This is a genomic window from Arthrobacter sp. PAMC25564, from assembly GCF_004798705.1.
Lineage (GTDB): Bacteria > Actinomycetota > Actinomycetes > Actinomycetales > Micrococcaceae > Arthrobacter.
In genome coordinates this window covers 2,301,994-2,315,021 of record NZ_CP039290.1, presented here as the reverse complement: position 1 = coordinate 2,315,021, position 13,028 = coordinate 2,301,994, and the positions used below count along the sequence as shown (strand labels likewise).

General features: G+C 66.7%; 12 protein-coding genes. 4 read left to right on the top strand and 8 right to left on the bottom strand.

Annotated elements, in window-relative coordinates; genetic code table 11:
- Positions 1-26: 26 nt before the first annotated feature.
- The 6 genes from nrdE to E5206_RS10730 all read right to left on the bottom strand — a co-directional run bounded on the left by nrdE (position 27) and on the right by E5206_RS10730 (position 6,975).
- Positions 27-2,147, bottom strand: coding sequence for a class 1b ribonucleoside-diphosphate reductase subunit alpha (nrdE, locus tag E5206_RS10755; RefSeq protein ID WP_136324078.1), 2,121 nt, complete (start codon positions 2,145-2,147; stop codon positions 27-29).
- Between the two features lie 65 nt (positions 2,148-2,212).
- The gene (nrdI, locus tag E5206_RS10750; RefSeq protein WP_136322471.1) at positions 2,213-2,713 is read right to left on the bottom strand and encodes a class Ib ribonucleoside-diphosphate reductase assembly flavoprotein NrdI; all 501 of its coding nucleotides are present in this window, start codon (positions 2,711-2,713) and stop codon (positions 2,213-2,215) included.
- 54 nt (positions 2,714-2,767) lie between these two features.
- Positions 2,768-3,007 carry a glutaredoxin-like protein NrdH gene (gene nrdH, locus E5206_RS10745; RefSeq protein WP_136322470.1) on the bottom strand — a complete coding sequence of 80 codons (240 nt, stop codon included), beginning with the start codon at positions 3,005-3,007 and terminating at the stop codon, positions 2,768-2,770.
- 478 nt (positions 3,008-3,485) lie between these two features.
- Positions 3,486-4,805: a cyclopropane-fatty-acyl-phospholipid synthase family protein gene (locus tag E5206_RS10740; RefSeq protein WP_136324077.1), complete on the bottom strand. Its 1,320-nt coding sequence runs from the start codon at positions 4,803-4,805 to the stop codon at positions 3,486-3,488.
- Positions 4,806-4,807: 2 nt separating this feature from the next.
- Positions 4,808-5,539: a DUF1365 domain-containing protein gene (locus tag E5206_RS10735; RefSeq protein ID WP_136322469.1), complete on the bottom strand. Its 732-nt coding sequence runs from the start codon at positions 5,537-5,539 to the stop codon at positions 4,808-4,810.
- On the bottom strand, positions 5,536-6,975 hold the full coding sequence (locus E5206_RS10730; RefSeq protein WP_136322468.1) for an FAD-dependent oxidoreductase: 1,440 nt from the start codon (positions 6,973-6,975) through the stop codon (positions 5,536-5,538). Before E5206_RS10730 ends, E5206_RS10735 begins: the two co-directional genes overlap by 4 nt.
- 171 nt (positions 6,976-7,146) lie before the next feature.
- Between E5206_RS10730 and E5206_RS10725 the strand changes: the two genes are divergently transcribed.
- The gene (locus E5206_RS10725) at positions 7,147-8,067 is read left to right on the top strand and encodes a LysR family transcriptional regulator (protein ID WP_136322467.1); all 921 of its coding nucleotides are present in this window, start codon (positions 7,147-7,149) and stop codon (positions 8,065-8,067) included.
- 57 nt (positions 8,068-8,124) lie between these two features.
- On the opposite strand, the gene E5206_RS10720 is transcribed toward E5206_RS10725, so the two are convergent.
- The gene (locus E5206_RS10720; protein ID WP_136322466.1) at positions 8,125-9,522 is read right to left on the bottom strand and encodes an aldehyde dehydrogenase family protein; all 1,398 of its coding nucleotides are present in this window, start codon (positions 9,520-9,522) and stop codon (positions 8,125-8,127) included.
- A gap of 121 nt (positions 9,523-9,643) precedes the next feature.
- Here E5206_RS10720 and E5206_RS10715 point away from each other — a divergent pair, with 121 nt between their 5' ends.
- Positions 9,644-9,946 (top strand): hypothetical protein, encoded by a 303-nt coding sequence (locus tag E5206_RS10715; RefSeq protein ID WP_136322465.1) that lies wholly within the window; start codon positions 9,644-9,646, stop codon positions 9,944-9,946.
- A 50-nt stretch (positions 9,947-9,996) separates the two neighbouring features.
- On the opposite strand, the gene E5206_RS10710 is transcribed toward E5206_RS10715, so the two are convergent.
- Positions 9,997-11,040, bottom strand: coding sequence for an LLM class flavin-dependent oxidoreductase (locus tag E5206_RS10710; protein ID WP_136322464.1), 1,044 nt, complete (start codon positions 11,038-11,040; stop codon positions 9,997-9,999).
- Positions 11,041-11,151: 111 nt separating this feature from the next.
- Here E5206_RS10710 and E5206_RS10705 point away from each other — a divergent pair, with 111 nt between their 5' ends.
- Positions 11,152-11,667, top strand: a complete 516-nt coding sequence (locus E5206_RS10705) for a MarR family winged helix-turn-helix transcriptional regulator (RefSeq protein ID WP_205759897.1) — start codon at positions 11,152-11,154, stop codon at positions 11,665-11,667.
- Positions 11,668-11,809: 142 nt separating this feature from the next.
- Complete coding sequence (locus E5206_RS10700) at positions 11,810-12,955, top strand: hypothetical protein (RefSeq protein WP_136322463.1); 1,146 nt, start codon at positions 11,810-11,812, stop codon at positions 12,953-12,955.
- Positions 12,956-13,028 lie beyond the last annotated feature (73 nt).

The following is a 13,028-nucleotide window of genomic DNA, read 5'->3' as shown; positions in this document are numbered from 1 at the left end:
CCGTTACAGTTGAGTTGAAGCTACAACTAAAGTGCGCAGCTGACACAGCCCTCAACCTCGGTCCCTTCCAGCGCGAGCTGGCGGAGACGGATGTAGTAGATGGTCTTGATACCCTTGCGCCAGGCATAGATCTGGGCCTTGTTGATGTCGCGCGTGGTGGCGGTGTCCTTGAAGAACAGCGTCAGGGACAGGCCCTGGTCCACGTGCTGCGTGGCGGCGGCGTAGGTGTCGATGACCTTCTCGTAGCCGATCTCGTACGCGTCCTGGTAGTACTCCAGGTTGTCGTTCGTCAGGTACGGCGCCGGGTAGTACACGCGGCCCAGCTTGCCTTCCTTGCGGATTTCGATCTTGGACGCCACCGGGTGGATCGAGGAGGTGGAGTTGTTGATGTAGCTGATCGAGCCGGTCGGCGGGACGGCCTGCAGGTTCTGGTTGTAGATGCCGTGCTCCATAACGGAAGCCTTCAGCTCGCGCCAGTCATCCTGCGTGGGGATGTGGATGTTCTTGAACAGCTCCGCAACCTTCGCCGTCTGCGGGACCCATTCCTGGTTGGTGTACTTGTCGAAGAACTCGCCCGAGGCGTACTTGGACTTCTCGAAGCCGCCGAAGGTCTGGCCGGTCCGGATGGCCAGCTGGTTGGAAGCCCGGACTGCGTGGAACACCACCGAGTAGAAGTAGATGTTGGTGAAGTCGATGCCCTCTTCGGAGCCGTAGTGCACCCGCTCGCGGGCCAGGTAGCCGTGCAGGTTCATCTGGCCCAGGCCGATCGCGTGGCTCTGGTCATTGCCGCGGGCAATCGAGGGCACCGAGACGATGTTGGACATGTCCGAGACCGCCGAGAGCGCACGGATGGCGGTCTCGATGGTCAGGCCGAAGTCCGGCGAGTCCATCGCCTTGGCGATGTTCAGCGAGCCCAGGTTGCAGGAGATGTCCTTGCCGGTCTGGTCGTAGGACAGGTCCTCGTGGTACGTGGTGGGCTGGGAGACCTGGAGGATCTCGGAGCACAGGTTGGACATGATGATCTTGCCGTCGATCGGGTTTTCCCGGTTCACGGTGTCCTCGAACATGATGTACGGGTAGCCCGATTCGAACTGGATCTCCGCGAGGGTCTGGAAGAACTCGCGCGCCTTGATCTTGGTCTTCTTGATCCGGGAATCGTCCACCATCTCGTAGTACTTCTCGGTGACCGAGACGTCGGAGAACGGCATCCCGTAGACGCGTTCGACGTCGTACGGCGAGAACAGGTACATGTCCTCGTCCTTCTTGGCCAGCTCGAAGGTGATGTCCGGGATCACGACGCCGAGCGAGAGGGTCTTGATGCGGATCTTCTCGTCCGCGTTCTCCCGCTTGGTGTCCAGGAAGCGGTAGATGTCCGGGTGGTGCGCGTGCAGGTACACCGCTCCCGCGCCCTGGCGGGCACCGAGCTGGTTGGCGTAGGAGAAGCTGTCCTCGAGGAGCTTCATCACGGGGATGACGCCGGAGGACTGGTTCTCGATCTGCTTGATCGGCGCGCCGACCTCGCGGATGTTGGTCAGCGCGAACGCCACGCCGCCGCCGCGCTTGGAGAGCTGCAGGGCGGAGTTGATGGACCGGCCGATCGACTCCATGTTGTCTTCGATGCGGAGCAGGAAGCAGGAGACCAGCTCGCCGCGCTGCTTCTTCCCGGCGTTCAGGAACGTCGGGGTGGCCGGCTGGAAGCGGCCCTCGATGATCTCGTCGACCATCTGGGTGGCGAGTTGCTCGTCGCCGCGGGCCAGGTGCAGGGCCACCATGCAGACGCGGTCCTCGTAGCGCTCCAGGAAGCGCTTGCCGTCGAACGTCTTGAGCGTGTAGGAGGTGTAGAACTTGAAGGCGCCCAGGAAGGTCTCGAAGCGGAACTTCTTCTTGTACGCGCGCTGGTAGAGCTCGCGGATGAAGTTCATCGTGTACTGGTCGAGGGTTTCGCGCTCGTAGTACTCGTTCTTCACGAGGTAGTCGAGCTTCTCCTCGAGGTCGTGGAAGAACACGGTGTTGTTGTTCACATGCTGCAGGAAGTACTGGTGGGCAGCCTCGCGGTCGGCCCCGAACTGGATCTCGCCGTTCGGCCCGTACAGGTTCAGCATGGCGTTGAGCTCGTGGTAGCCCAGACCCTGGTAAGCGGCCGGCATGGCCGGCTTCTCGCCGGGGATGGTGTGCCGCTCGACGGCGGCCGCGTGGGAGCCGGAGCCCCCGGTTACTGCTGTGTCTTCGACAGTCGTGTCCAAAACTCTTCCAATCCTTGTTGAACCTTGCTGACGTCTTCCGGCGTCCCCATCAGTTCAAATCGATATAAGTGCGGGACGTTGCATTTGGTGGCGATGATGTCGCCGGCCATGCAGTAGTTGTCCCCGAAATTTGTGTTTCCCGCGCTGATCACTCCGCGGATCAGCTTCCGGTTGGCGGGGTCATTCAGGAACCGGATGACCTGCTTCGGAACAGAGCCGTCTCCCCCGGTGCCACCATACGTCGGAACCACCAGCACGAAGGGTTCGGCCGCCCGCAGCGGGACGTCCCGCTGGTGGAGCGGAATCCGTGCAGCGTCGATGCCCAGCTTCGCAACGAAGCGCCGGGTGTTTTCGGAGGTGGAGGAAAAATAGACAAGGTGGCTCCGCGTCACCTTGGGAGCCGCCGTGCTGACCGCTTCCCCGCCGTCAGCCTTGGCAGCCACCCGATCTTCAGTTGTAAGGGCAACCATGGGACTCACCTCATCTACCTTGAATTCCCGCCCGGTAGCGGCGTCCGCAACGTTTCAGGCGACGGCGAATGCCTGCGCCAGTTCTTCGATCTTGTCCGGGCGGAAACCGGACCAGTGGTCCTGGTCCGTGACGACGACCGGGGCCTGCAGGTAGCCCAGGGACTTCAGGCGCTCGAGGGCATCCGCATCCTGTGAGATGTCGACGCTCTGGTAGGTGATGCCTTTCTTGTCCAGCGCGCGGTATGTTGCGTTGCACTGAACACAGGCCGGCTTCGTGTAAACCGTAACGGTCATGGTCCCTGTCCCCTTTGTTGAAGTCTCTTGTACGGCGTTTCTTATACGGCGTCTTTGGTGCGGCGTTGTCTTGTACGGCGTCGCCGCTGTGGCGTCTCGGGGCGGGCGGTTTCCTGCTCATCCTGCCGTGCCCCGGTGCTGTGCTCAAACTGTATGTCGATACTACATGTAGTGCAAGGCCCCCGCTTGGACCCCAAGATGATGTATTACAAGTATGTCATTTTACGCAGGGTTAATCCACAGGGAGGGGCCTTCAAAACGTCCGTGATCCCGCGGTTTTCGGGGACGAAATCCACAGCCTGTGGACTACTTAGCCACAATTAATCACCCCGCGTGTCGCCCCGTGGACGGCGTGTCGGACAGTGAGCCAGGACACGCAAACAGGTGTGCGGAGACACAGGAAAAGCGGACACCCCGGGGTGTCCGCCCTGCCTGGCGTGACGCTTCTGACAGCCCTGTTCCTGCGGCTGCGCCTCTCCTACGCGGCCCGCTTGTCCAGCACGATCTGCTGGACATCAAGGTACCCCGACTGGAAGCCGGCCCGGGAGTAGCAGAGATAGAACTGCCACATGCGCTGGAAGATCTCGTCAAAGCCCAGGCCGCGGACTTCCTCGGCCCGGGCCATGAAACGTTCCTCCCAGAGGCGGAGGGTCTGCCCGTAGTGTTCCCCCATGGCGAGGCGTTCGCGGACCCGGAGCCCGGTCTGCTTCTCGGTGATGTCCTCGATGGCACGCACCGAGGGGATGACGCCGCCCGGGAAGATGTACTTGTGCACCCAGGTGTAGCTGGAGCGGGTGGCGAGCAGCCGGTCGTGGCCGATCGTGATGGCCTGGATGGCCACCTTGCCGCCCGGGGCCAGGACCCGTTCGATCGTCTGGAAGTAGGTGGCCCAGTACTCGAAGCCCACCGCCTCGATCATCTCGACCGAGACGACGGCGTCGTACTCGCCTTCGACGGCGCGGTAGTCCTTGAGTTCGATGGTGACGGCGTCGGTGTATCCGGCGTCGGCGACGCGCTTGCGGGCCAGTTCCTGCTGCTCGCTGGAGAGGGTGACGGAGTAGACGGTGGCGCCGCGGGCGGCGGCCCGCAGGGCGAGTTCGCCCCAGCCGGTGCCGATCTCCAGCACCCGGGTGCCCTGCCCGACGCCGGCCTTGTCCAGCAGCCGGTCGATCTTGGCCCGTTGGGCGGCAGCGAAGCCGTCCCAGGCGACGGTCTTCATCGTCTCCCCCGACTCCGGGAAGAGGGCGCTGGAGTAGGTCATAGTCTCGTCCAGGAACGAGGCGAAGAGTTCGTTGGAGAGGTCATAGTGCCGGGAGATGTTGGAGCGGGTGTTCTGCTCGGTGTTGCGTTCCCGGCGCGGCTGGCGCGGCAGGTAGAGGGCCCGAAGTTTCTGCAGCGGCTCGGGAACCAGGCTGCCGACGCTCCCGGCGAACACCTCGAGCACGGCCGTGAGGTCCGCCGCGTCCCAGTCGCCGGCCATGTAGGACTCGCCGAGGCCGATCAGTCCGCCGTCGCCGAGCCGGGCGGCGAAAGCCTCCGGCCGGTTGATCGTCATGACGGGACCCGATTTTCCAAGGACCGTTCCGTCCGGGTATCGGACCTCCAGCGGCAGCCGGCGCACGGCGGCCTTGAAGATGGCTTCGGCGGCGCGGCCGGCCACGGCGGCCTTCAGGCCCGAGGGCACCGTGGCGATGCCGGGCCAGGCCTCGGCGTCGACGTGGCTGGGCGGCTGCGGGACCGTGTACGGAGCCCCGGCGGGAACGCGCTGTGCGGCGGCTGATCCGCCCGCTTCGGTCATAGTCACTGGACTGCCTCCTGTGAAGGGTGGTGTGGTCGTTTGATGATGGGCAGGCGACGTGCCCACAGCTTAATGCCCTGCCAGTGGATCTGGCCGACAACGCGCAGCGGTGCCACGGGTACCGCGAGCGCGGCGGCCAGGATGTTCCGCACGGTGGCTTCGTGCCGTTCGCCGTCCATGGTGGCAATGAAGGGTTTTTGCCCCTCCCGTTCCAGGACGATCGACACCGCGAGCCGGCTGTCCGGTTCGGGCAGTTTCATCCGGTACTGGCCCTCAACGTCGTTGAACGGCGAGACGTAGAAGGCCTTGGGGACGCTGGCACGGCCGGCGTCGTCCGTTTCCAGGACGTAGCAGTGCCGTTCGCCGTAGGTGTTGTGGACCTCGGCGAGGACGCAGCGCAACTCCCCCGCGGCGTCGTGGCACCAGAACAGGGACAGCGGGTTGAACACGTGCCCGAGCACGCGGGCGCTGGCCAGCATGGTGATGCGGCCGCCGTCGAGCGCTATCCCCCGGGTGGCCAGGAAACGCTCAACGTTGCCGCGCAGGGTGCCGGCCGGGTCGCCCAGATGGTCCGCGGCGCAGAAACCGGCGAGCGGCTTCAGGAGGCGGGGCACCGTGGGGAGATGGTCGACGTCGACGTACCAGCTGTAGCTGCGGTAGGTGAAGGCGTTGTGCAGCGGGGTGCGCCGCACATGCGAAATGGAGGTGCGGTAGATGACTGCCGGTGCGCTCATGCGCCCTCCGCAGCGACGGTCTGGAGGTCAGGGTCAAGGGCGACGTTTCCAGGGACGACGGCGGCCCCGTCCCAGTGCCGCCCCAGCCGGGCTGCGGCCTTGACGCCGGAGAGGGCGCCATCCTCGTGGAAACCCCAGCCGTGGTAGGCGCCGGCGAAGGCCAGCCGGCTGTCGCCCAGTTCAAGGATCTGCTGCTGGGCTTTCAGGGAATCCGGGGTGTACTGCGGGTGCTCGTAGACCATCCGCTCCAGCACCGTGCCGTCCGCGATGAGTGCGGATTCGCCCAGGCTCACGAGGTAGGGCCGGCCGTCCGCGGGGTTGAGCCGCTGCAGCCGCGTCAGGTCGTAGCTGACCAGGACCTTGTCCGGCCGGGCGTCGCAGGAGGGCAGCCGGTAGTTCCAGGAGGCCCTGGCGTTGCCGCTGGACGGCAGCACGGAGTCGTCGCGGTGGAAGACGGTGTGGTTGACCGAGTACGGCATGTTCGCCAGGGCATCCTTCTCCGCGGGCGAGGCGTCGGAGAGCATGCGCAGCGCCTGCTCCGGGTGGGTGGCAATCACGACGGCGTCGAAGTTCTCCGTGCTGGACTGGCCAGGGCCGGGCCCGGTGGTGAGTTCGACGCCGTCGGCGTGGCGCCGGACGCCGGTGACGGGGGTGGAGAGGCGGATGTCCGGCAGCGTGGCGGCCAGCTTGTCCACGTAGCTGCGGGATCCGCCGGTGACGGTCCGCCACTGCGGCGAGCCGGCGACCCCGAGCAGGCCATGGTGGCCGAGGAAGGTGAAGAGGTAGCGGGCCGGGTAGGCCAGCGCCGTGGTGGGGTCGCAGGACCAGACGGCGCTCACGATCGGCGTCATGAAGTGCGAGCTGAAGTAGCTGCTGAACTTTTCGCGGGCCAGGAACTCGCCCAGGGTCAGCTCGGCTGATTGCCCGTCCACGCCTTCGGCTAGCGGTGCGCCTTCGGCGAGAAGGGCGCCTTCGGCGAGCAGGGCGCCTTCGGCGAGAAGGGCGCGGGCCCGGCGGTAGAAGCGCGTGACTTCCAGCAGCATCAGCAGGTACCGGCCGCGCAGCAGGGTGGAGGGCCTGGGGATGATGCCGCGGCCGTGGGCCCGGGCGCCGGCGTATTCGAGGCCGCATCCGTCGCAGCGGATGGACATGCTCATTTCGGAGGGCTGGGTTTCGACGCCGAGTTCGGCGAAGAGCCGCAGCAGCGTGGGGTAGGTCCGCTCGTTGTGGACGATGAAGCCGGTGTCCACGCCCAGGACGGAGCCGTCCGGTTGCGGGACGTCGTGGGTGTGGGCATGGCCGCCCAGCCGCGGGTCCGCCTCGAAGAGGGTCACCCGGTCCGCCCTGTTCAGTATGTAGGCGGCGGTCAGTCCCGCCACGCCGCTGCCGATCACGGCTACCCGCCGGCCCTCCGGAATCCCTGCTGCTTGTGACACTGTTCTGCTCCTGTTGGCTTGCCCGGATTGTCCTGGTGAATCGTCTTATGGGCAATTCGTAGCCGTGGGGGCTCCGGATGTGTCTGGATTTCAAGCGGTCTGCTCCCGACCAATGTGCCAGAATAAAGCGGGATCGCGGTCCCGCCTCACCGAACATGCGAAAGGCAGCCCTTGATCAACCCCGTCCATCTGCGGACCCTTGTCGAAGTGATCCGGCTGGGCTCGTTCGCGGCGGCCGCCACCCCGCTTGGCTACACGGCGTCCGCGGTGTCCCAGCAGATGTCCGCCCTCGAACGGGACACCGGGGTGAAACTGTTCCAGCGCTCGGCGCGCAGCATCCAGCCCACGGAAGCCGCCGTCGTGATGACCCGGCACGCCTCCAAGGTCCTTACCGACATCGAGGCCCTCATGGCGGCCGCCTCCCGCACCCATGACGCGACGAGCCAGGAGCTCCGGCTGGGCATCTTCCCCAGCCTGGCGACCTACGTGCTGCCGCGGATGCTGCAGAATCCGGCCTGGAAGAACCTCGGGATCGACCTGCGGGTGTCCGTGGCCGAGCCGGCCCAGACCATCCAGGGGCTGCGGACCGGCGGCGAGCTCGATGTGGCGCTGGTCTACCAGGTGGGCCAGTCCGGCCTCGCCTGGCCGCACACCGTGAACCGGCAGTGGATCGGCGACGACGACTTCCGGGTGGTGCTGCCGGCGGCCTGGGGCATCGGCACGGATTCCAAGGTGGCCGCGGACCATCTCTCGGACATGCCGTGGATTGTCCACCACCCGGGCACGTCCGACGCCACGGTGATCGAGCGCCTCTTTGCCAGCTGCAACCTGCATCCGCGGGTGGTGGCGTACAGCGATGACTTCCATGCCAGCCTGGAGATGGCGGCGGCCGGACTCGGCGCCGCCCTGGTGCCCGAGCTCGCCCTGCTGCACCGCCCGGCCGGGGTGGTGGTGCTGGACGTTCCGGAGATCCGGCTGGCCCGCAACGTCTTCGCCCTGCTGATCAACGAGAAGCGGACGGCCCGGGTCCAGCTGTTCGTTGAGCTGCTGGCGGACACGCTGCACAAGCTCGGGACCACCCGCAAGGACTGAGCATGTCCACCTGCAGTGGCCACGGCTGGGCATGTCCCCCTGCCGCAAGGGGCCGGGTCAGCGCTTGCGGCGCCGCATCCAGGCCCGCGCCGTGAGGGCGCGGCTGATCCGGTCCTTGGCTTTGCCGTACGGCGGGTAGATCAGCTCCAGGGTGTCCGGCCGGAGCGGCTTGGCCAGGCTGGCCCGCTCGTGCGAGAAGGTGCGCACCGAGTCTTCCCCGTGATAGGCGCCCATGCCGCTGCCGCCCACCCCGCCGAAGGGCAGGCCCGGCACCGTCAGGTGCGCCGCCGGGATGTCAAAGCACAGCGCCCCCGAGGAAGTCCGCTCGGCGAACTCACGCCTGGTGCCGGCGTCGTTGCTGAACACATACAGCGCCAGCGGCTTGGCGCGGGCGTTGATCATCCGGATGGCTTCCCCGCGTCCGGTGACCGGGAGCAGCGGCAGCAGCGGGCCGAAGATCTCCTCCGCCATGACCGCGTCCCCGGGCGCGGGCCGCAGCAGCGTCGGCGCGAAGTACCGGGTGGCGGCGTCCCGCTGCCCGCCGTGGACCACGGTGCTGCCGTCCGCGAGGGCGGCGAGCCGCTGGAAATGGCGGTCATCAACAATCCGCCCGTAGGACTCGCTCCGGGCGGAATCCGTCCCGAAGAGTGCGGTGATGGCTTTGACGAGCTCGTGTTCCAGACCGTCCAGCACCTCGGGGGTGGCCAGGACGTAGTCCGGCGCCACGCAGGTCTGCCCGGCGTTCATGAACCGGCCCCAGGCGATCCGCTTGGCTGCCTTCGCCAGGTCCGTGCTGGCATCCACATAGGCCGGGGACTTGCCGCCCAGCTCCAGGGTCACGGGGGTGAGGTTTTCGGCTGCCGCGTGCAGCACCACCTTGGCGGCGGCTTCGCCTCCGGTGAAGAAGATGTGGTCGAAGCGTTCGGCCAGGAGCGCGGTGGTCTCCGGGATGCCGCCCTCGACCACCTCGGCGGCGCCGGCCAGGTATTCCGGGATCCAGCGCGCCAGGGCGGCCGAGGTGGCCGGGGCGTGTTCGCTGGGTTTGAGCACCGCGGTGTTGCCGGCCGCCAGGGCGCCGGCCAGCGGCGCGAGCACCAGCTGCAGCGGGTAGTTCCACGGGCCGATCACGAGCACCACGCCCAGCGGCGTGAGCTCGGTCCAGGCTTTGGCCGGCTGCACGGCCAGCGGCACCGGCACGGGCCGCGGCCGCAGCCAGCCTTCGAGGTGCCGCTCCAGGTGCGCGGCTTCGGCCGTGACGAAGCCTATTTCGGCCAGCTGGGCCTCGGTGCGGTGCTTGCCGAGATCGCTGCCCAGGGCGTCGATGAATTCCGTACGCCGCTCGCCCAGCATCCGGCGCAGGCTGCCGAGTTGCTCCAGCCGCCACGCCAGCGGACGGGTGGCTCCGCTGCCGAAGAGTTCGCGTGCGCGGGCGACGGCAGGGGTAACTGTTTGCATCCGATCAATGTACCGGGGTGCGGACGGTTGTGCCGGCAACGGGTAACCTCAATCCATGGGGACCCGTATCAGGTGGGCCGATGGGCTGTGGTCGCTGCTTGTCCTGCTCGCAGGAGTGGTGATGACCTCCGGGTTGGCCTACTCGTTCAACTTCATCGCCCGGTCACCCACCGACGCTGAGGGCCACAGGCTGGTACTCCTCGGAGCCATGGCGTTTGCCGGGGCCTGCGTGTGGGCGAGGCTGCGGCGAAGGCCCCTCTGGGTGTCGGTTCTGACGGCTCTTCCCGCGGTGGTCGTCGGCGGGCTGGCCATAGAGCTCCCGGATGGCCTCTATGCGCATTTCGCCGGCCTCTTCCTCATCCCCGCCGCGCTAAGCGCGATGCTGGCAGAGCTGCTGAGCCCTGGAGTATCCCATCAGTCCTGATGGGAAGTCCGTGGGACGGGCCGTGTTCCCGGGGGCCTTCGCCGGCATCCCTACAGCTTCTTCAGGAGGCGTTCGACGCGGGGTTTGACCTCGGTGGCGAGCAGGGTCAGGGATTCCAGGAAGTGCTCGTGGGGCAGGCCGCCGATGTCCATCTGCAGGAAGTGGCGCATGTGTCCCATATGCCCGTGGAGGTCCACGATGCGTGCGGCGATTTCGTCGGGGTCGCCGACGTAGTAGGCGCCCGGGGCCTCTGCCTGCGCCAGGAACTGGCGCTTGTCCGGTGCCGGCCAGCCGCGGAGTTTGCCCATTTCGATGTTGAGGTTGTACCAGCCGGGATAGAAGCGCTCGAGTGCTTCCGTCTTGGTCGGGGCGATCAGGCCGAGGGCCGCCACGGAGACCTTGACATCCTCACCGGTATGTCCGGCCTGCGCGGCGGACTGCCGGTACAGCTCTGCCAGCGGGGCAAACCGTGCCGGGGCCCCGCCGATGATGCCGTAGGAGATCGGCAGGCCGAGCTTTCCGGCGCGGACCGAGGACGGGGCACTGCCACCGGTCGCCAGCCAGAGGGGCAGCCTGCCGTTGACCGGGCGGGGCACGACGGCCAGGTCGTGGAGTGCGGGGCGGACAGTCCCTGACCAGGTGACGTTTTCGGTTGTGCTGTTGTTGATGGTCATCAGCAGGTCCAGTTTTTCGGCGTAGAGCCGGTCGTAGTCGTTGAGGTCGTAGCCGAAGAGCGGGAAGGTCTCCACCGAAGATCCGCGGCCGGCGGTGATTTCCACCCGGCCGCCGCCGGAGACGGCGTCGGCGGTGGCGAACTGCTGGAAGACCCGGACCGGGTCATCGGTGCTGATGATGCTCGCGCCGCTGCCGAGCTTGATCTGCTTTGTGGCGGCCGCCGCGGCGGCGATCACGGTCCCCGGCGAAGAAGCGGGCATGTCCAGGGTGTGGTGTTCGCCGACGCCGAAGTAGTCCAGCCCCGCCTGGTCGGCCAGGACGATCGCCTCGAAGAGGTTTCCGATGGCCTCGGCGGTGGGCCGGAGCGTCCCGTCGGGGTTGCGTTGGGTGTCGCCGAAGCTGTAGGCGCCGAGTTCCATGATGTTCTCCTGTGTGCAGTGCCGTGGGGCCCGGAAAAACTATGTTGTTTTACAGACTATATGCTCAACAGAACATCTGAACAACTGCACGCCTGGCGGTATGATGTGTTCATGAGCGACACCACATCCGGCCGCCCCGGCACGGCCACGGCAGCTGTCCCGGCAGCTGTCCCGGGTGACCTGGGATGGGACCTGGGCATGGTCCTTCGCGGCTACCAGACCCGCTTCGAGGCAGCCGTTGCGGGGATGCCGGCCGGCATCCGGGGCTTCCAGGTGCTGTCCGCCGTCGTTCACAAGGATCCGCCAAACCAGCAGGCCCTCGGCGCGCACCTGGCCATCGACAGGACCGTGCTGACCTACCTGCTCGACACCCTGGTGGATGCCGGCGTCGTCGAACGCATTCCGGACCCGGCCGACCGAAGGGCCCGGAAAATCATCGCCACCGCAAGCGGACGGCAGATGCTGGCCGCCTACGAGGAGCGGGTCGCCGCGGCTGAAGCCGACCTCCTTGCCGGTCTCGAAGCGGACGACGCCCGGGACCTCGGCCTCCTGATCAGCCGGCTCGCCAGGAACGTCCACCGCACCCAGCCCGGGGCCAGCCCCTGCGAAGCGATGGACAACCTCTAAAACCCTCAAGCGCGACCCGGACAGCCCCCAACACGCTGTCCCGCACAGGCGGTCCGATGTCGGGATGCCCAACGACGAATCGCAATGGAATGGGGTATGTTCGCCGGAGAGCGGTAGTACCGCGTGAACGAGGGGGGATCGGATGCCGGAGTCCGGCGTCGAGGTTGTGTGGGGCGCGTTGTCGAATGCCTGGCGGAAGGCCCAGTACGAAGAGCTGTGGCTGCAGTTCCGGCCCCGCGGTTCGAAGGATGTTTTTGACGCGGTCAGGGCCGCGGTTGAGGTCGCGAACCAGGCAGTCGAGGACGCCGGGTGGGGCGCCGAGGTCTTCACCGAGGGGGTCTCGGACTCCGACGCCGGACCTGCGGCGCTGATGAGCAGAGCCGGCCCCGAGGAGGGTGTGCGCGCCTGGCTGGATGCCTTCGCCCGGCATCTGCAGGACCTGGGGATGTCCGGGAAGATCACTGCCGCACCGAAGGCGTTTTTCCCGGACTGGCTGAGCGGCGAATTCGAGCTGCCGAGGCAGCTTACGGCCTTTGTTTCCTACCAGACCCTTGACCTGACCCTGCTGGACGCAGACGAACAGGAGCGTGGCTGGCATGTCCCGTCCGCCCTGACATCGAAGATAGCCGACACCGCCACGGCGTGGGGCCGGTTCAACGGTGCGGACGTGTACCTGCTGCGAAACATCTACCAGACCCGCACCAAGAACCCCGACGTCGGGCCGACGCTCGCGGACGGTGCCGCGCGGTTCGGACAGGCTCGTGTTGCCTATCTGCGTTCGGAGCCGCGCCGGTTGGCCTGGGCGTCGCTGAGCACCCTGGGCCGAACCTGCTACGGGGTCATGGACGACACGGCATCTTGGCAGGACCGGCTTGCGCAGGTTCTCCGTGCCATGGTCGCGTTCCCCGGGGACACCGATCTGGCGTTTGTGCAGTACAGCAATGCCCTCACCCTCGGCTGGAGTGAGCTTGCCGCCGGCAGGCCCGAGCTGCCCTATGTGAAGGAATGGCAGATCCGCTACAACAGGCACCTGGATGCGCAGTACATTGCCGACGCGCACGGAATTCAGCTCCTCACCGACGCCCACCTGGCCCACGCGAACGACCTGTCCGACTGGATCATCGAACCCCTCGGCGCAGGCAAACACCTCGTGCAGGCCAAAGACCTGGAGCCCTGGTACGCAACTATCGACCCGGACCCGGACACACTGGCAAAGGCACGCGCCGACTTCGGAGGCATGGTCCTGACCCCCGAGATCATCGCGGCCAACCCGCCACCCTGGCGCTGACCAATAGGCCGGCGAAGTCGGCCATCCCGTCATTGGGCGTTCTTGCGGGTGAGGGCGGGGCCCGCGGTTCCGT

What these genes read in the sequence shown, in the direction of transcription:
- nrdI (WP_136322471.1), bottom strand. Translation starts at nt 2,713, where the DNA reads ATGGTTGCCCTTACAACTGAAGATCGGGTGGCTGCCAAGGCTGACGGC.
- E5206_RS10720 (WP_136322466.1), bottom strand. Translation starts at nt 9,522, where the DNA reads ATGCAAACAGTTACCCCTGCCGTCGCCCGCGCACGCGAACTCTTCGGC.
- E5206_RS10740 (WP_136324077.1), bottom strand. Translation starts at nt 4,805, where the DNA reads ATGACCGAAGCGGGCGGATCAGCCGCCGCACAGCGCGTTCCCGCCGGG.
- E5206_RS10735 (WP_136322469.1), bottom strand. Translation starts at nt 5,539, where the DNA reads ATGAGCGCACCGGCAGTCATCTACCGCACCTCCATTTCGCATGTGCGG.
- E5206_RS10710 (WP_136322464.1), bottom strand. Translation starts at nt 11,040, where the DNA reads ATGGAACTCGGCGCCTACAGCTTCGGCGACACCCAACGCAACCCCGAC.
- nrdH (WP_136322470.1), bottom strand. Translation starts at nt 3,007, where the DNA reads ATGACCGTTACGGTTTACACGAAGCCGGCCTGTGTTCAGTGCAACGCA.
- E5206_RS10705 (WP_205759897.1), top strand. Translation starts at nt 11,152, where the DNA reads ATGAGCGACACCACATCCGGCCGCCCCGGCACGGCCACGGCAGCTGTC.
- E5206_RS10715 (WP_136322465.1), top strand. Translation starts at nt 9,644, where the DNA reads ATGACCTCCGGGTTGGCCTACTCGTTCAACTTCATCGCCCGGTCACCC.
- E5206_RS10700 (WP_136322463.1), top strand. Translation starts at nt 11,810, where the DNA reads ATGCCGGAGTCCGGCGTCGAGGTTGTGTGGGGCGCGTTGTCGAATGCC.
- nrdE (WP_136324078.1), bottom strand. Translation starts at nt 2,147, where the DNA reads ATGCCGGCCGCTTACCAGGGTCTGGGCTACCACGAGCTCAACGCCATG.